At 38.4% G+C, this 18801-nt stretch carries 17 protein-coding genes; 15 read left to right on the plus strand and 2 right to left on the minus strand.

Translation table 11 applies throughout. The features are described 5' to 3' along the window. Positions 1–622: 622 nt before the first annotated feature. The 6 genes from ACTFWY_RS14270 (at position 623) to ACTFWY_RS14295 (ending at position 6732) form a co-directional block, all read left to right on the plus strand. Positions 623–3463, plus strand: a complete 2841-nt coding sequence (locus ACTFWY_RS14270; RefSeq protein WP_230322296.1) for a BspA family leucine-rich repeat surface protein — start codon at positions 623–625, stop codon at positions 3461–3463. Between the two features lie 62 nt (positions 3464–3525). Beyond that, entirely contained in the window at positions 3526–4035 is a 510-nt protein-coding gene (locus tag ACTFWY_RS14275; RefSeq protein ID WP_103300190.1) for a hypothetical protein, read from the plus strand. Positions 4036–4058: 23 nt separating this feature from the next. After that, the gene (locus ACTFWY_RS14280) at positions 4059–4613 is read left to right on the plus strand and encodes a hypothetical protein (protein WP_308052095.1); all 555 of its coding nucleotides are present in this window, start codon (positions 4059–4061) and stop codon (positions 4611–4613) included. 43 nt (positions 4614–4656) lie between these two features. Next, entirely contained in the window at positions 4657–5007 is a 351-nt protein-coding gene (locus ACTFWY_RS14285) for an LPXTG cell wall anchor domain-containing protein (RefSeq protein ID WP_156247734.1), read from the plus strand. A 187-nt stretch (positions 5008–5194) separates the two neighbouring features. Continuing rightward, positions 5195–5746 (plus strand): hypothetical protein, encoded by a 552-nt coding sequence (locus ACTFWY_RS14290; protein ID WP_171917301.1) that lies wholly within the window; start codon positions 5195–5197, stop codon positions 5744–5746. 200 nt (positions 5747–5946) lie between these two features. Continuing rightward, entirely contained in the window at positions 5947–6732 is a 786-nt protein-coding gene (locus ACTFWY_RS14295; protein WP_311828131.1) for a MerR family transcriptional regulator, read from the plus strand. A gap of 333 nt (positions 6733–7065) precedes the next feature. Here the strand turns inward: ACTFWY_RS14295 and ACTFWY_RS14300 are convergent, their stop codons facing one another. Beyond that, the gene (locus tag ACTFWY_RS14300) at positions 7066–7791 is read right to left on the minus strand and encodes a LysR family transcriptional regulator (protein WP_081131979.1); all 726 of its coding nucleotides are present in this window, start codon (positions 7789–7791) and stop codon (positions 7066–7068) included. Between the two features lie 109 nt (positions 7792–7900). On the opposite strand from ACTFWY_RS14300, the gene ACTFWY_RS14305 reads away from it, so the two are divergent. Continuing rightward, complete coding sequence (locus ACTFWY_RS14305) at positions 7901–8431, plus strand: DUF4865 family protein (RefSeq protein WP_081131978.1); 531 nt, start codon at positions 7901–7903, stop codon at positions 8429–8431. 106 nt (positions 8432–8537) lie between these two features. Here the strand turns inward: ACTFWY_RS14305 and ACTFWY_RS14310 are convergent, their stop codons facing one another. Next, positions 8538–9470 (minus strand): helix-turn-helix transcriptional regulator, encoded by a 933-nt coding sequence (locus ACTFWY_RS14310; protein ID WP_311828132.1) that lies wholly within the window; start codon positions 9468–9470, stop codon positions 8538–8540. Between the two features lie 100 nt (positions 9471–9570). Here ACTFWY_RS14310 and ACTFWY_RS14315 point away from each other — a divergent pair, with 100 nt between their 5' ends. The 8 genes from ACTFWY_RS14315 to ACTFWY_RS14350 all read left to right on the plus strand — a co-directional run bounded on the left by ACTFWY_RS14315 (position 9571) and on the right by ACTFWY_RS14350 (position 18786). Further along, on the plus strand, positions 9571–10209 hold the full coding sequence (locus ACTFWY_RS14315) for a type 1 glutamine amidotransferase family protein (RefSeq protein WP_081131976.1): 639 nt from the start codon (positions 9571–9573) through the stop codon (positions 10207–10209). Positions 10210–10488: 279 nt separating this feature from the next. Next, positions 10489–11358 carry an AraC family transcriptional regulator gene (locus ACTFWY_RS14320; protein ID WP_081131975.1) on the plus strand — a complete coding sequence of 290 codons (870 nt, stop codon included), beginning with the start codon at positions 10489–10491 and terminating at the stop codon, positions 11356–11358. A 2-nt stretch (positions 11359–11360) separates the two neighbouring features. Continuing rightward, entirely contained in the window at positions 11361–12464 is a 1104-nt protein-coding gene (locus ACTFWY_RS14325; RefSeq protein ID WP_311828133.1) for a glycoside hydrolase family 88/105 protein, read from the plus strand. Continuing rightward, positions 12461–13315: a GRP family sugar transporter gene (locus ACTFWY_RS14330; protein ID WP_311828134.1), complete on the plus strand. Its 855-nt coding sequence runs from the start codon at positions 12461–12463 to the stop codon at positions 13313–13315. Before ACTFWY_RS14325 ends, ACTFWY_RS14330 begins: the two co-directional genes overlap by 4 nt. 20 nt (positions 13316–13335) lie before the next feature. Further along, complete coding sequence (locus ACTFWY_RS14335) at positions 13336–14589, plus strand: ABC transporter substrate-binding protein (protein WP_081131972.1); 1254 nt, start codon at positions 13336–13338, stop codon at positions 14587–14589. A 67-nt stretch (positions 14590–14656) separates the two neighbouring features. Further along, positions 14657–17098 carry a hypothetical protein gene (locus tag ACTFWY_RS14340; protein WP_311828135.1) on the plus strand — a complete coding sequence of 814 codons (2442 nt, stop codon included), beginning with the start codon at positions 14657–14659 and terminating at the stop codon, positions 17096–17098. Next, positions 17085–17954, plus strand: a complete 870-nt coding sequence (locus ACTFWY_RS14345; RefSeq protein WP_311828136.1) for a carbohydrate ABC transporter permease — start codon at positions 17085–17087, stop codon at positions 17952–17954. Before ACTFWY_RS14340 ends, ACTFWY_RS14345 begins: the two co-directional genes overlap by 14 nt. Further along, positions 17947–18786, plus strand: coding sequence for a carbohydrate ABC transporter permease (locus ACTFWY_RS14350; protein ID WP_081131969.1), 840 nt, complete (start codon positions 17947–17949; stop codon positions 18784–18786). The genes ACTFWY_RS14345 and ACTFWY_RS14350 overlap by 8 nt, the downstream gene beginning before the upstream one ends. The last annotated feature ends 15 nt before the right edge of the window (positions 18787–18801 follow it).

Here is an 18801-nt window from a genome sequence, read left to right on the forward strand (position 1 = left end):
TTGAAGATAGCAGATAAACCAAAACAATAATTGCTGAATTTGTTTGTCTAGAAGAGAGCAGGGCGTTGAGTAAGGACAAGAAAAAAATGGCGGTCGTTAAGTTTTTTTTGCTATTTACGGAAATAAAACATTCTAAAAAAACAATCCCTGTCACATTGCTGTTTTTAAATATATCGGTTTGTTTGTTATGTAATCCCCTGAGGAAGAAAATGTTTTCTGCTGAAGAAGGGGAACATCACGTCAATTTTTTCACTAGGTAAAGAAAATATTGGTGGGTTTTATTTTTTTTGAGGTGTTATGATTAATCTCGAGAAATTTGAATTTCTCAATCTTTTGTCTCAAAAGCCTTCGTTTTTGAGACGCTTACTTATGGGGGACACACTTCATCTGCGCTGTCTAGAGACAAAGGATTTTTGTCTTTATACAAAGTCATTTGTCCGTTTTTTTATTTGCTTATTAAAAACGAAGATTTTTGATTTTAAAAGGTGGAAGGAGGAATGTGTCTAAAAAATAGACAATAACAAACGCTCGAATGTTAAACGAGTTTAAAAACGCAGTTATTGCTTATGTAGAGTAGGAAACGCATGGTTAAATTCGCTAGTTTATACAAAAGGAGGGAATGATGGAAAAAGTAAAAAAAATGGATCAACTGATTAAATTTCTAGTTGTCTTCTCCATTCTTTTATCGCATATTCCCATAGATATGGTTTATGCAGAGGAGATCTCTCAATCCAATAATACCGTCGAATCAAATAGGCAAGAATCAGAACAAGTAATGAATCATCCTCTAGAGCGAAATAATCCCTTAGTCCAGTTAATTGCTAATCCGCCAGAAGGAGGAAATCCTCAACAATTTGTGAGTCCAACACCTACGGGATCGATCCCAGGTATAATGGCAAGACCCAATGTTAATTGGCGGTTTGTCAAGTGGGAGATTAGTAGCAGCATTGGGGTTTCTGTCAATGATGTTTATGCAGAATCTTCCTTGATCACGGTACAAGGAGCTGGTGAAGCAGTCATTCAAGCAATATATGAACGGATTCCTGGAGGAATAGTGACAGTTAGGCATGTCGATGAATCTGGAAATGAGATTGCGAATACCGTGCTTCTGAATGGCTATCAAGGAGAATCTTATATCGCAGAAGCCAAGAATATATCGGGCTGGGAACTAATGACAACTCCTCAAAATGCGGCTGGTACGTTTACTGGAGTTGACCAGACCGTCGTTTTTACTTATAAGCGAATTCCAGCCGGAGAAGTTCTTGTGAAATATGTTGATGAATCTGGAAATGACGTTGCGGAGAGTGCGACATTGACTGGTTATTACGGAGACACTTATACCGCAGAAGCTAAAACAATCGAAGGCTGGGAATTAATTACGGTACCCGATAATGTATCAGGAACGTTCTCGGATACGGGACAGACAGTTGTGTTCGTTTATCAGCGTCAGCTTTCTCTCTGGGGAACTGTTCCATGGGACTACGATGAAGTTTCAAAAACAATTACGCTTTATGGAGGGGTTGCTGGGCTTGTGGATGCAGCACCTTGGAAACTTCCATCAATGGCTACTGAATTTATTGTTGTTAAAGAAACGGTTGTCCTACCAGCAAATTCAGGACAATTATTTATGGGGGCATCAAATTTAAGGGCAATCGAAGGTGCGAATAAATTTGATACGTCTTCAGTTACTCATATGAACTGGATGTTTGGGAATGCAAGCTCCTTGGAAAGTCTTGACTTGAATCAATGGGATACATCCTCGGTAATTGAAATGACAGCCATGTTTAATGGCACGAGTTCACTTAAAGAATTGGCCATAGAAAATTTTGATACGTCCAAGGTAACCAATATGTCAAGGATGTTTGCGGGGACAACTTCTTTAGAAGAACTTTCAATAGGCAATTGGAATACTCAACTGGCTACGACAATGAGTATGATGTTTGCAAGAAGCGGGATCATCCATTTGGATCTGAATAATTGGAATACTAGAAGCTTGGAAGATATAAGTTGGATGTTTCAAAATGCTAGTATAAGGACAGTAAGTGTAAAAGATTGGAATACTACTAAAGTTCAGAATATGACTGGTACTTTTCAAAACGCGGTTGCTATTACTGAATTGGATTTAAGCGATTGGACAACAGATGCGATTCCTGTAACTATGACAAACTTGTTCGGAGGTATGTCAGGATTAAAGTCTCTTACCTTAGGAGAAAGATCCGTCTTTAGTCAATCAACTAGTTTACCAAATATCCCAGTCAATAATGAATATACCGGTCGTTGGATTCTGTATGATTCCATTGATAGTTCTCAGCCCATTGCATTTTCTTCATCTGCTGAATTTATGAACAATTATAATGGTAGCCATCCCGGAACTTACATCTGGGAACCGAATACCCTGAAAGAACTTTCTGCAGGGCTACATCCTGTCAGTGATCAATCTGACTCAATTACCGGCTATATGACCGAATCAGTGGATGTACTTTCGATTACTTATCAGAATACAGATGGAAGCACAGTGGTTATCGAGAAAGACTCACCTCGAATCGAATGGGGGGACTATCAAGACCCTCAGCAACAGATCCGTTCTTTTAAAATCATTTTAGCTGAAAACGAACGTTTGGAAACAGCTACAAAAGTAATACTTTTTCTCTCGAAACCTTCGGTTAACACATTGGAAGATATAACAATTGATCGAGAGGTTATCAAAGGTATCGAGTATCGAGCCAACAATATCACATTGGATCGTTTGGCCATTAATGATTTAGCATCAAATGATGAATTACATCAGATGATTTTACGAGAAAGCCGGGCGTCAGCTAAGAACCTCTTGACTGAAGCGGATCTCTCTTCGGAAATTCGAGTGATCGAGACGGATCTCACCCTCGATACCACTATAGATGGGACATACTATGCACGATTGGAAGTAGGAAACAAGGCGTATCAATTTTGGATTGGCATTGATGTGTCTTCTAAATTGGGACACTTAAAGGTTACGATTCCTACCAAAATGATTTTTGAATCACTCTATGATGATGCCGAAAGTAATCGCAGTTTTGAAAGCGCGGACTATGAGATTCAGAATCAATCAAGGATCCCGGTCGATACGTATGTCACACAACTTGCTATCACTGATGATGCAGGAATTACATTATTGGCTGAGGGCGAGAGTCCACTTGATTATGTAACACCAATACATCAGGATCAAGCCTCAGAATCGGGGATTCCGATTCCGCTCTTACGACTGAGCATCAAGACGGAAGAAGCCGAGGTCCAGCTTTCTGAAAGAATGGCAGAACAACATTTTGTCCGTCTATCTCAAAGAAGCCATGTTCCTGTTAAATTGTCAGGTCATTACTATGGTCCTTACCCGCGTTGGATCACAGATGACCAGATGCAGCAAGGCGGGTATTATGAAGAGTCGCTTGCTCCGAAATATCAGATTATTCTGCGTTTTGTTCCATGAGAATCTTTCGAACATTTAACGACAGCTGCTGAAGACAAGACATAGATAAGGAGGTGGGACCTATGGAGCAAACCCATGAAAGGGCACACAAAAAGCGAGGATTATTGTGGCTATTATTGTTCGCTTTAATCATCTGTGGACTGGGAGCATATTTCTATTTTCAGAAAGATCCAGTACCAATTATCAGTGCCGATCTGCTGCCAGAAGCCGGCGATGCCACGGATCAACGTCTCTCAGAACGTGCGCAGGAAATTGCGGATGCCAATTACTTTACGTTGCAGATCAACCCAGAAGCCGTCTTTGAAGATGGAAACAGTTCTGGCTCAATCGAGATTGTAAATCCTGGGACCAACGTTTATCCAATTGCGGTCGACATAACCTTATCAAATGGAGAACTTGTCTATTCATCAGGAGCAATTTATCCCAATCAGTTTGTGGAAAACGTCAATTTGATCACACCATTAGCTAAGGGAGAATACCAAGCAAAAGCAACAATCAATATCTACGACCCTGAAACGAAAGAAAAACAAGGAGTCACTGAAGCTGAATTAACGATTATCGTTAAGAACTAAAATCAAAAAGTGAGGAATATAAAATGAAAAAAGCAACAGCTTTACTAAGTACAGCAACAATCGTTGGGATTTTAGCAAGTAGTATACCAGCATTTGCGGAGCAAGTAGTCGATGGACGTACAGGAGCCAATTCTGGAGACATCACTGTGAACGGAATCATCGGAGAATTTGACAATACGGTACCCGGTCCGGATCCTCACGATCCCAATCGTTGGATCAATGTTACTATCCCTACAACGGCTTTATTTTGGACAACCGAAGATTCAAATCATACGGAGATCATTTCCCCAACTTATACAGTCACCAATAATTCTGCAGTTGGTGTAACGACGTATGTGGCGGCCGTAAATGATGTGTATGATATGGACGTAGTCGATCGATTAGAAATCAATGGGATTGAACTATTTGAAAATGGTGTGTCATCTGTTACAGAGACAGAGCTATTCACTTTAGACGGGAAAGACGGAGTAGTCACTTTTGATACATTCTCATTTGCTGGTACCGCCAGCCCAACCGATGCTTCATCTGAATTAAATCCAAGCTTTACTTTAGTTTTGCGTTTCGCTGCAGACGTATAATGGCTGTTCGAATCGTTCTCTTGTTACAGAAGGGAGCAATCCAATGAAACGATTATGGAAGAGTTTCTATCTGCTGCCTATGATTATCTTGCTGGGAAGTTTTGTTTCGAAGACGGTTTTAGCGGCGGAAGCACAGAATTCCTGGACCAATGTCCAGAAACAACCCTCTTATCAATTAACTGTTCGTGGACGCATCGGAGAAGAGAACTACCCGATTGATGATCCGGAAGATGAACCCGATCCAGATAATGGGCGGAAAATCATTGTGGGAGATGGTTCGAAACTAGGTAAGCTTCCTAAAACAGGAAGTGTTGGAGAGCCATTCATCTTTCTCGGATTAGCGTTACTCGTGTTGTGGGGAATACTAGTGAGGAAGAATACACTGGAACAATGATCATTCATTTGTTCGATACGTCTGTCTCATTAATAATACATCTCAAAAACTATCTGAAGACTCAAAAAAGAGCCTTCGGATAGTTTTTTGCTGTTTTAATTTGCTTATATAGTAATTAACTATCATTTTAAAGCGGTTTCATTTATACTGTTTTTAATAGATCATTCAGTGATAGGGGGAAGAAAAGATGTCAAAGTTCCTAGTAGGGATACTGTCTTTGTTAAGTGTCACCATCGTTGGGAGTTGTCATACAACTCGCGAAACAAGTTCAAATGCTGAGATTGATGAATCAAGAACACTTGCAGAGTTTGAGGCAGTTCCAGAAGTTGAAAGAAAGACTGTCAACAAGTATACCATTCACCAAAAAGCCGGTGAGCGTGTCTTTGTTTTCTCCACCAATTTAAAGACCAAAGATTCGACTCAATCTTTAAGTACCCCATTTTTTAGTACGAGCGATAGCCAAAAATTAGAGCTATCTTTTGCTGAGAAAGACCGCCAATTTGAAGCCGCTCTATCTGTCACAGGAAGTGAGGATATCCAATCTACCAACTCTTTTTCGATTGAACAAAACTATAGTGAGTTTATTCCTTACGAATCAATTCGCAGCGGAAAGCTGGGAGTGATTGTACTTACTGACGACCCTATGATCATTTCAGAGCTCAAAAAAGACCCTGCTGTTGTTGCAAAATTTTTAGGTAGTGAGGCTGAATTTTATGAACAGTCGCTCGTATCTGAATAAGTTCGTTGAGTAGATGATTTTTTAACGACTGAATGATTTTAGGAGGGCTGGAACGAAGCTATTTCTTTTGACTTAAGATTATGGGATAATCAGACTGCCCAAAGCTTCTGGGGAAGTTAGGTGTTTGTTTTGAATCCTATCAGATGCATCTTATAAGGGTTTAAAACTTATTCTAAATCGTTTAGGTGGAAGGTACCAAGATGAAAATAAAAGAAATCAGTGAAAATTATGATATCACGCCCCATACACTTAGGTATTATGAAAAAATCGGCTTACTGTCACCAAAGTATTCTGAGAATGGCTATCGTGATTATTCCTATGAAGAAATTCAACGGTTGAACACGATAAGAGATTTGCGTTTTTTTGATGTATCTTTAGAGGAAATAAAGACGTATTTAGATACCAAGAACAAGGCTTTAACCAAAGAAATCTTAAATTTTGAGCGTGAACAATTGGATGAGCGGATCAAGGAATTGAAGCAAAAACAAGCGTTGTTACAAGAGAGAATCGATTTACTCGAGTATGCGGAAACCAAGCAAAACCATGAAATCGAAAGGCTCTACCACAAAGATCGCTATATTGTTTTGAGCCAGGAAAAAAATACATTAGGAAGAGATTTGTATTTTGAGCTCAAGCGATTGCATAAACAGTTTGAAAAAGAATTACATGCCAACAATCAAAATGTTTTCGGCACCGTCTTAACCCCCCATGGTGAGACGTTTAAACATCAAGTTTTTTATTGTTTAACCAGTGATCTTTCTGATCAGAAAGCATTTGTTCTGCCAGCTGGTGATTATGCCTCTATTTACTATACAGGGACCTATAAGAATCGTGGGGCAGCGCTTCGTCAATTAAACGATTATTTAAAGCAACACCAACTTGCAACGATTGGTGACTACTATGAATTTTATTTGATCGACTTTCATGAGACAAATCAACCAACAGAATATGTCAGTAAAATCGAGATTCTCCTTGATCAACCGTAGATAGGTTGATCAAGGAGAATCTCGTCTGCTGTTTCTTGTTAAAGAAGAAGGTAAGGCTATGACGATTTTGTCGATGGTTTTCCCAGAAACTGATGATTAACAAGACATCGAAGCCGTGTCAGACTTCGATTTTATCGGGAGAGCAACGAAGGTTAACAGCAAAAGAGTTTTCTTTTTTCAGTTCAGGGGTTCAGAATGACGATAACGGGAAACTTCCCTAATAAAGCAGCAAAGACATAAAAAGTGATTTAGATGCATATTTTTGAGTAGTAGATGGTTCGTTGATTCTAGATTGATTCATTCATTAAGCTGAAAAGTGATAGTCAGAAGTTATCAGATATGCTTATAACAATAATAATTGATTGCGAATAGATTATTATCTATAGGTAGAAAGCCTTCTTTTTCTAAATAAGTTGGCAGCAAAGCCATTGCTTGGCCTTTTGAAACGAGGTCTAAAATAGTTTCTAATGAATCTATTTCAATCAATCGCTCCGTTTCTTTTACTATTTCTAATGTTAGTTGTCTTAAAGGACAATCCAAGTCACTATTGATCAATAGTGGTACATTTGTCTTATTTCGGTCACCGCATAAAAAATTCACAAGTAATTGCTTGGTTTCTGTTAAAGTATACTCTGTCCTATTTATTTCTTGAAATGTTATGACGAAATCATAAGGCTCGCGGCAAATTTCTGAAAGAATCATTTCGGTCCGTTTGCACCTTATTTTTATCGATTCAATTGAGATTTCTTGGCATTCATTGACTAAATATTTTAGTAGCAATTCTGATGTGAGTAATTTTGGCTGCTGTTCAAAAAAATTTTTTTTAACGTTCTCAAATTTTGACAAAGTAGTAAGCGAGAAAAGATAAAATTCTTCCCCATTGGCAGTCGGAGTTACGCCATTATGGTTCCGTATGAATAAATGCGTATTACATTCATCTTCTATTGTTTGAAGACGTGCAGTGATATTCGATTGAGCATAGCCCAATCTTTTAGCAGCTTTGTTAAGCGTTCCTTCTTCATAAATCGCTTTAAAAATCATCAAATCATTAAAATTCATCAGACTAACCTCTTACTTATCATTTTTTGTGATAAGCATATCATGATTCTATATTATGCGCGATGGGGGATGTCAAGTATACTTTTGATAACGAAAGGAGAGAGCGAATATGCAAGCGATGCAATATAAAATAGTTTTTCCTGCTGATTACGACATGGAAAAGATAAGAAAAAGAGTAAAGGATAATGGGCACAAGACAGATGGCTTTAAAGATTTGCTGTTTAAGGCTTACCTGATTACTGAGAAAAGTAGCGGTGATTTAGAAAATAGTTATTGCCCTTTGTATGTTTGGAAAGCAACAGACGGTATGACACAATTTATTTTTGGCGGATTTTTTGACAATATTATTGCTTCTTTCGGCTGGAAAAATATTGAGATAGGTGTTACCTCAGAAATCCGCTTAGACCGTTCCTTCTCAGAAAGTAAGTATGTAATCGAAGAATGTCATGATATTCACGAGCAGCCTTCATTAAAAGAAGTTGGACTAAAATCGAATGATTATGACAATTCATTGGGTAAACTTACCATTTATAATCCGGATAAATGGAAGTATGTCACCTTCTCATTTTTTGAGGAGAAGCCAGTGCTCAAACCAAACTTAAAGCGTTATTCTATTTTACATTTATCATTAGAAGAATAAAGAGGAGTGTCCAGTAAATCGTCATTCTGGACACTCTTTTTCATAGTGAAAACTTTCGTTCGTATAAGCAAGGTTTCATTAAATGAACTTACTCGCTTATCTGAAGCTATTTGTCATATAGTTGGGTTAAACTGGCGATTTTCCTTTTTAATTCTGTGCGAACATGTAAAGGTTCTAGACATTCGCATTTGTCCCCTAAGCTTAAAATAATCCCGTAGTAATAGTCATTTTCTACAAAGGGGAATGTGACGATATAATGGGTCTCATCCTCTCTTACAAATTGGTTATAGTCGCAATAATCGAGTAATCGTTCCATGATAGACGCATGAATTCTTAGTTTGATCGATATCTGTCGTTTATTTAAGATTTCTGGAGTAAGCAAAGGTAGCGCTGGAGGAGATTTTGGAACAAAACTGCGCTCATCCATTTTTAAATTCGAAAGGCGAGCTACTTTGAATAATCGAAAATCCTTTCTTTCATAGCAGTATCCTTGAAAGTACCATTGACTATTTTTTAAAACCAGCTGATAAGGTTCGACTTGTCTTTTGGTCCTGTTGCCCTTGTGGTTAATGTAATCAAATGTGAGTAAATGATTTTTTTGTAAAGCCCCCTTGATAATAGTAAGATATGTTTCTAAATTTCGATCGCCCAACCATTGACTAAAGTCGATATGCATTTGCTTTGCTTGTACGTGAGCTGATTCTATTCTCTCTGGCGGGATCAGACTTCTGATTTTGGTCTGTGTATTTACAAAATCATTACTTTTCATAACACTTGGAATACTGGAGATGCCTACTAAAATCGTAATCAAGTCTGCTTCTGTAAAAGTATTTTTATCCATTTTATACTTTTCCATAATCTCAAATCCTCCGCCCACGCCAGAAGTAGAATGGACTGGAATCCCAGCTATACTGATTGCCTCTATATCGCGGTAAATCGTACGGGGTGACACTTCAAACATTTCGGCTAGTTCCTTCGCGCTCACTCTTTTTTTATCCATTAGAAGGATTATAATACTGACCAATCTACTCACTTTCATTTAGAAACTCCTAGTAAATTATTTTGGTATTGTTGCCATAAAGTTGTCAACAATTGATAGGTATAATGATAGCAGAAAGAACGATTAATGGAGGGAAATTATGAAAACAATTTATCTTTACGTACTAGATACTCTAGCAGATTGGGAAATAGGATATGTGACAGCAGAGCTACATTCAAAACGCTTTTTTAAAGCGGATGCGCCTCTATTAAGGATAAAAACAGTTGGTCATTCGAAACAACCTATTCACACTATGGGAGGAATGAAAATAACTCCTGATTGTTTAGTGGAGGAAATGGATTTAAACCAAGAATCTATCCTATTGTTACCTGGTGCGGATAATTGGAGTGATTCAAGACATCACGCTGTCCTTGATGCAGCGAGAGAGTTGCTTTTGCTGGGTGGAACTGTTGGAGCGATTTGCGGCGCCACGGTAGCCTTGGGAAAGGTTGGCTTATTGAATGATCGCTCACATACGAGTAACAGTCTTGAATTTCTTGAAATGTTTTGCCTGGGATACAATGGCCAAGAACTATACGTAGATCAGCGATCTGTATCGGATAATCGTCTAATCACTGCAGGATCAACGGGAGCGTTACTTTGGACGAAGCAAATCATAGAGAGCTTACATGTGTTCAAGAAAGAGACGTTAGAAGCATGGTATAACTATTTTAGTACAGGAAATGCCAGTCACTTTTTTGAACTGATGCAGACATTGCCTTCTGCTGACAATAAATGATTTTACCCGTGCCCAGAAAATATTTTCTGGGCACTCTTTTTTATGATTATAGACAGCTTTTAATGCTATTTCTCTAAAATGCACTGGACTCTGTCAGTTTATTTTCTCTTCCATTTGGTTCTCTAGTTTAAGTAATTTTTGTTGATAAATTATTTTAGCAATCAATTAAATCGTGCTGAATTTCATCTGTTCTGACGATATTGCCCGATTAATTGAATGGAAACGCATACAAATAACTTTAGAAATCGGTTACAATCATCTTGTCAGTGAGGTGAGAGCATGAGATTAGATACCGAAAACGTTGATAAGGTATTAATTGAAAATGATCTAGTGGTAATGCACAAAATAGATAGGATTCATTTTATGGATAAACCGCATTTTCATGATGGGTTTGAAATTCATTTTACATTAACGAATAGCACGACTTATCAGATTGATGAGCGAAAATTTGATGCAGATGCTGGTACGGTTGCTCTGTTTAGTTCAGAAGAGCTCCATCGAGTTTCCATTGATCGCAGCAAATTGTATGAACGCTATTTTATTTTGTTCAAGCCCAGTTTTATTGAAGAATTTACAACAAATTTTCCTTTTCTTTTAGAAATATTTTCCAAGCAACAGAAGGTTGACTGTATTGAGTTGACTTCAGATCAAAGTCTTAAAGTCACTGATCTTTATGAAGAAATGATTCGATGTGACCAAGAGCGAAAAGAGCCGTTTGAACTTTTGCATCTAAAATTGAAGTTGACGGAGTTACTTATTCTATTGAATAAAATCGTTTACTCTGATGAGAAATTACATAAACCAATATCTTATGAGCATTATCAAACAATTTCTGAGATTGTTTCTTTTCTTAAAGAGGAATACATGAATGAAATGACTCTGGATGAATTAAGTGAACGTTTTTTTATCAGTAAATCAACGATTATTCGCGCATTTAAAAATGCACTTGGTATGACACCAAATCAATATTTAATCTATATCCGAATCATGAAATCACGAGAATTGTTAGAACAAGGATATTCTGTGAAACAAGTTTCGGAAAAAATCGGGTACCGTGATGAATCTAGCTATATTAAAAAATTTAAAGAGATACAAGCCGAATCACCAAAACAATACCAATTAAAAAACTTAAGAGCCAAGAGGAGTTAAGAATGGTAGTAGCAAATAATAAAATCTCACTTGTAAGAGAACGGCTTAAGCATTTTGATAGCTTACCGTTAAATCAGGAAGATTTTAGAGACAGTAATAATCAATTATCAGAAAGTAAAGGATTCTTTGCTAGAGACTTTGGTATGGAGCAATGGGACTGGCCTCAAGGCGTCGGAATTTATGGGCTGCATTTGGAGGGACCTATAAATGATGAATATATCAAACAATGGGCCACTGAAGAGATCAATAAAGGTCTTCCAACTAAAAATGTGAATACGATTTGTCCTTTACTAACACTTGTTGACTATCCGGAGTATGAAACCCTTGCTCTAGAATGGATGAAGTGGATCGAAAAAGAATTTCCTAGAACAGATGAAAATGGACTGCAGCATATTACATCTGGAATAGATAAATTCACAGTAAAAGAAAATCGGAACCAAATCTGGGCAGATACTCTTTTTATGACAGTTCTTTTTATGGGGAAAATGGGCGTGAAATACGATAATCAAATCTGGCGTGAGGATGCAATCGAACAAATGCTTCTTCACTGTAAGTACCTCTTAAATCGTAAGAGTGGTTTATTTTATCATGGGTGGAATTTTGAAGAACAATCAAATTACGGAGGCAATTTTTGGTGTCGAGGAAATAGCTGGATCACGGTTGGTATCCCGCTGTTTTTGGAAATAATGAACGGTTATTTAGCTAAGTCGTCAGAAAGGTACCTATTGAATCTCTACAACAATCAAGTGAAATCTTTGTTGAAAATCCGAAGTAAGGATGGCTTATGGCATACAATTTTAACGGATCCGACTTCCTATACGGAAACTTCCGGATCAGCCGGAATCATTGCTGGCATTCTCTTAGGGGTAAAGAGTGATTTCCTTACTATTCAGCTTTCTCAAGAGGTAATCAACGATTTAATCTCATCTTTAACAGCTAAAATAGCAGAAGATGGTACGGTACTTGGAGTGTCTGCAGGTACTCCGATTTCCTGCAATGCTGAGGACTATAAAGGAATTGTCCAAATGCCAATGGTGTATGGACAAGCAATGACGTTGCTTGCCTTAACCATCGCAGAATCTTTGAAAGAAAAGGCAATCACATGAGCTTACTTATCTATAGTTTGCCAGCTTTGGGATGGGGATTGATGCCGATTGTTTCCAAAAAAGCTGGAGGAACACCCGTGGAACAATTATTGGGCACAACCTTTACGGCATTTGGCATTTCTATCATTCTCAGTTTTCTAATGGGTGTTGAATACACATTGACGGGGACTATTGCAGCATTGATTTCGGGATCATTTTGGGCGGGTGGTCAATATCTCCAATTTCAAGCCCTTGCGACTGGGACAGTGTCAAAAGTGATGCCATTATCAAACGGGACACAATTGCTGTTTACGTCACTCGCTTCTGGCATCCTTCTCCGTGAATGGCAGAATCTGAAACAGGTTCTTATTACCCTGCTGTTGCTGCTGGTTATTTTAGTTGCAATCTACCTTGTTACAATGAATCAAAATCAGAATAAGCAGCAAGAATCAATATCACTACAAACCATTCTCATGATTTGTACGTCATCACTTTGTCTGATGGGCTATGTGGTCACGACGTCACTTTTTCACGTGAAAGGGCTACAAATCTTTCTACCTCAAGCTTTTGCGATGTTTCTTTCCTCTTGCGTGATTGCGAAATTCGACCAAGAAAAGCAAGAGTTGTCAAGAATTTCTCGTAATGTACTGACAGGTATATTTTGGACAATTGCAAATATCTCCTTATTTTATATCGCAACACAGTTAGGCGTAGGTTTAAGCTATACCATTTCTCAGTTGTGCATCTTTGTATCTATTATGGGCGGGATTCTATTATTAAAGGAAAAAAAGACCAAGATAGAGATGATACACACGATAATTGGAGTATTACTGTTTTTTTCAGCAATTTTGGGTTTAAGTCATTTTAAATAGATCATTAGGAGGAAATATTGATGAAAAACAAGATTTTAAAGGCTGGTTTATGTGTGGGTTTATTAATGGGCTTGTCGGCATGCGGCAATTCTGACTCAGCTTCTTCCGACACTGTAAGATTGTTTGTATCGGGAGATGCATCAGAAGGCGGTGCCTATAGTAAGATGGCAAAACGTTATGAAGAAGAGACTGGTATCAAAGTAGAAGTAACAGACGTACCTTATGCAGATATGGAGACGAAAATTTCTAAAGCTGTACAGTCAGATGATGCCCCCGATGTTGCACGGGTTGCAGGGGTTTTACCAGATTGGGGAGACTATTTAGTTGATTTGACAGATATTGCTAAAAAAGGCAAAACGCTAGATTCAATGACGATTAAAGACGAAGACGACAAGGTTCGCGCCTTACCAACAGATATTACTGCGGTAGGAATGTTCATCAATACAGATCTTTTTGATCAAGCAGGGGTTTCTTATCCGCAGAATGAAGGAGAAGTTTGGACATGGGATGAATTTTTAGAAGCTGTGGACACGATCCAAGAAAAAACAGATGCCAAATATGGGTTTGTAATGGACCCTTCTGATCATCGATTGAGAGCGTTCACGTACCAATTTGGTGGGCAGGATTTTGTTCTGAATGATAAAACCGGTACTTATGAAACTGATGATGCGACAAAAGCTGCGTTACAAAAGTTCATTGACCTAAATAATGATGGAACAATTCCAAAAACGGTCTGGACTTCTGGAGAAGATGCTTCTTCAATGTTTAAGAGTGGAATGATTCCAGCATATATGTCAGGAAGTTGGCAAATCAAAGATTTCACCACGAACATTAAAGATTTCAATTGGCAAGCCATTTACATGCCGTATGAAGCAACTCGTGCTACCAATATGGGCGGTAATTTTATGGTTGGTTTTGAAAACAGCAAGAATAGTGAGGGCGGACAGAAATTTATGGAGTGGTTGTACACACCAGAAAATTATACTGAGTTATGTGAATTAGCTGGTTATCTTCCAGCAGAAGAAGGAATAAAAGTGAATTACGCAGATGCACAAGCGGCTTACGATATTTACAATCAAGAAATTGAAGCGGCGGCCCAACCAATTTCTTCTAAACAAACTGCAGATCAAGTGGCGATGACAATGGCTGGATACACTGGACTAACTGGGGCATACAAGGACTCAATGATTCAAGTGTTGAATGATGAAATCAGCTTTGATCAAATGATTGAGAATATCGAAAAAGACTACGACGAGGGGTACACGAAGAAGTAAAGTAGGAAATGATGTGGACTGGTACTCATCCGGTCCACATCCATTCTATTTTGAAAGTGGGAGAAGAATGAGCGATTATATCTATTCAGTAAAACAAGGCAGTTCGATCAATTGTTGGCAACGCAGCATGCTCCAAAAGGAAAAAGTTGAAAGCAAAGCTAGTTGTATTGATGCTCCTGTAAATATGACGGAAGGGTATCAAGAAGTCGAATATCCCATTCGAGCAAATTTCTTACAAACGCTTTCTGAGGTGCCGTATCCTGGAAAGCAAGATTTTTCAGAGGTATATGATGGTTTTGAAAATCCGAGGGTAGATTTTTCTACTTTTCAAGTAACTCCGCATAAAGTAAGTACATACTTGCGGGCACAGCTGCGTTGTCAAGAGAAACAAGCGGTGGAATGTTCGTTGGTTACCTGCGGAAGAGCTATTCTTTGGATGAATGGGAAATTGCTTACTGATTTTCGGCCCTATACGCGAAACCATGGCACGAAAACCACTGTAGTTCTCCCGCTAGAACAAGGCGATAATGAACTCATTGTTTACATGGATGATCTAGCCGAGCGAGATGTAAATTTTTTTGTTGAATTAAACGTCTTGTCGAATCATCACTTTCAAGTAGTCTTGCCTTTATCGTATGACGAAACTATTCTTCAACGGGCAGAGGAGTTCTTGAATGGACTTTATTTTGAGAAAGATTTTTATTCTAAAGGAGAAGTACGTATTTGTTCGGACTACGATTATTTCGAGAAAGTCTTTGTTACTTATGAAGAGGTCACCTTTACAGAAGAAATTGGGGGAAATATTACAGATTTCCGACGAGAAAGTCAGTTTCTACCTTTAAATAATCAACGCATTTCTTTAGGGAATGTGGAAGATATCCCTACCTCAGGGCTAACGCATCTGTTTGTGGGCGTGTTACTTCCAGACCAAACCTATCTGTTTAAAAAACTTGTTTTCACAGTTTATAACGAAGAAAAGTTAAAGCGCAACTTAGGTGGAACTTTAGAAGTGAGAAAAGCGACAGCTTTGACAATCTTTTCAAACCTTGCCATTCCGGATATGAATAGTGCGTTAGCAGAAATTCACTTAACCGGGAAATTATCAGAAGAGTGCTGGAAAAAACTTCAGCCGGCTTTTCGTATGATAAAGGAACGGGGAGATTGCGCAGATTTTATGTTCGCACCGTTACTAGGTTTTTGGCTAGGAAAAAAAGGGCAGTTGCCAGAGAAACTAAGGATAAAACTCCGAGAGTTGGCGTTACATTTTCGCTATTGGATTGATGAGCCTGGAAACGATGTCATGTGGTACTTTAGTGAAAATCACTCCTTATTGTTTCATGCTTGCCAATATTTTGCTGGATGCTTGCTTCCAGAGGAAACGTTTGTCACGAGTGGAAGACAAGGAAGTCAACAATATGAATTAGGAAAACAGCGCTTGTTACAGTGGTTTGATCAATTTGAACACTATGGGTTTTCTGAATGGAATTCTACTACGTATCTGCCTATCGATCTAATAGGTTTTTTCAGCCTTTATACGAATGCGCCAGATGAAGAGATAAAAGATGCAGCGAAAAAAGCATTGGATTTCACATTCACGATCATGGCTGTAAATTCTCATGGAGGAACTCTTTCCTCCACATTTGGCAGAACATATGAGCACGATTTGAAAGCCATGCGTTTGGGAGAAATAAGCAATATTTTGACAATTGCTTGGGACCGAGGGAACTTTAATTACGCCTTACGAGCATCGACACTTTTTTGCCTATCTGATTATGTTCCACCAAAAGAATGCATGTCTTTGATTGATTTACAGGCAAATGAGGAATTGACAGCAACTTATCTTCAGGGGATCAATCGAGTGCAGACGTATCTCTATAAATGTCGAGAATATTCAATTGCTAGTGGAATCGAGTATCACTGTTTTCAAAAGGGCCATCAACAACATATGATGAATCTTTCGTTAGGCAGTGATGGGACACAGCTTTGGATAAACAACCCAGGTGAGTTTATGCATAGTGGTGAAAATCGGCCTAGCTATTGGGCTGGAAATGGCCGGATGCCTTGTATTAAACAATTTAAAAATATTCTGCATATGAAATACGATTTATCCAAAGCATATGTACCATTTATCCACATGTATGTGCCCTATTGGAATTTAGAGCGGGTGGATATCAATGATTCTAATTGGCTGTTTATCAAAAAAGATCAAAGCTACCTTGGCGTTTACTTCTCGCAAGGTTATGAAATGCAGCAGATCGGGGATACTCGTGGTAGAGACATCGTTTCTAAAGGAATCAATCATACCGTACTTGTGAAGTGCGGGAGCAGGAATGAGTTTTCGACTTTTGAGACTTTTATGAAATCGGTTAAAAAATCTAAAATGACCGATGACTCTTTTTATGATCCTCAATTTGGCGCATTAGTTTGGCAGGAGATTGAACATCTTGCATCGTATCAAGTCATACCAGTTTTAAAAACGAAAGAGGGGGCAGAGCATGAAGAAACTTAAAAAAAATAAATGGCCTTTGATTTTTACGGGAGTCAATATTGTCCTGTTCATTACTTTTTTTCTCGTACCAGCAATTTTGGGCTTTTATTACTCTTTAACGGACTATAAAGGATTTGGGACTGCTAACTTCCTTGGTTTCGAAAATTATATTGCTTTATTTCAAGATGCGAGTTTTTACCGATCTTTATTCCGAACCTTTACTTATGCAATTTGCTTGGTGCCGCTGATTTACGCTGTTTCTTTAGGAATTGCCATTTTGCTGAACAGCAAGCACACAAAGGGAAAGCTCTTAGGGAAAATTGTTTTCTTCTTGCCTTGGACAATTTCGGGTATTGTTGCTGGGGTTATTTGGAAATGGTTGTTTGGAGAAAATTTTGGCTTTGTGAACTATATCCTTGGGAATTTAGGCGGCGAATCTGTTCCCTGGTTTTCCAATGCAAGCGCAGCATTTTCGGTAATTCTGTTGGCAGCGCTTTGGGGTGGGACAGCATTTAACATGTTGCAATTTATGTCTGCTCTCAAAAACATACCTAGGTCATATTATGAGGCAGCCGATATTGATGGTGCCTCATCCTTCCAGAAGTTTTTGTACATTACGCTACCTTCATTGAAGCCGACTAGCTTTATGGTGATCCTATTAGCTAGTATCGGTGCTATGAAAGAATTTGCTTTGGTTCAATCCTTGACAAATGGCGGACCAGGTACAGCAAATATGTTCATTGTGCAATACATTTATACAACTGGCTTTGACAAGATGAAAGTTGGGTATGCCAGTGCAGCCTCCATGGTATTATTTGCAATCTTATTAGTTCTCGGACTCGTTCAAATGAAAATTGGAGGTGGTAAAAATGAATGACGCATCAAAGCTTCACGATAAAACGAGCACAACCATTCTCACAGCTGCCTTAGTTCTTGTGGCAATGCTGTATTTGTTCCCACTAGTTTGGTTTATACTCAGCTCTTTTAAACCAGGGTCAGAATTATTTTCCTATCCATTAAGTGTCTTGCCGGAGCATGCAACCATGCAGAATTATCTCGATGCATGGTCCAGTCTAGATTTCGTAAGATACTTTACAAATACTTTGAAGTCGTCCGTTATTACCACGATATTGACGGTTATTGCCAGTGCAACGTGTGGCTTTGCATTTGCAAAATATGATATGAAGTGGTTGAAATTCTTTTTTGTCTGCATTATTGCAACAACGATGTTACCTACCGAAGTAATCATGAATCCAGTGTTTACAGTGATTCGAGAATTAGGTTTGTATGATAGTTTAGCCGGGATCATTATTCCTTCAATCAACACTGCTACAGGAATTTTCATGTTCAGAACCTTCTTCGTCTCTATTCCAGACGACTTAATCGAATCCGCACGTATCGATGGAGCCTCGGATGGGGAAATATTTATGAAAATCATGTTACCTATTGCCAAACCAATCATTATGACGCTGAGCATCTTTTCATTCCAATGGCGTTGGAATGACTACATCTGGCCCTTGATTGTTTTGAACGACCCCAAAAAATACACTTTTCAGGTAGCTATTAGGAGTTTGGTGGGGGCAGAAAATGTCAACTGGACCGTGTTGATTGCTGCTTCAGTGCTTTCAATTATTCCCTTAGTTCTCGTGTTTATCGTGTTCCAACGTTATATTTTAGATTCGGGTGCAACAACTGGTATGAAAGACTAATTATGAATGAAAGCG

The sequence above is a fragment of the Enterococcus sp. 125944 genome, assembly GCF_051909435.1.
Lineage (GTDB): Bacteria > Bacillota > Bacilli > Lactobacillales > Enterococcaceae > Enterococcus_D > Enterococcus_D gallinarum.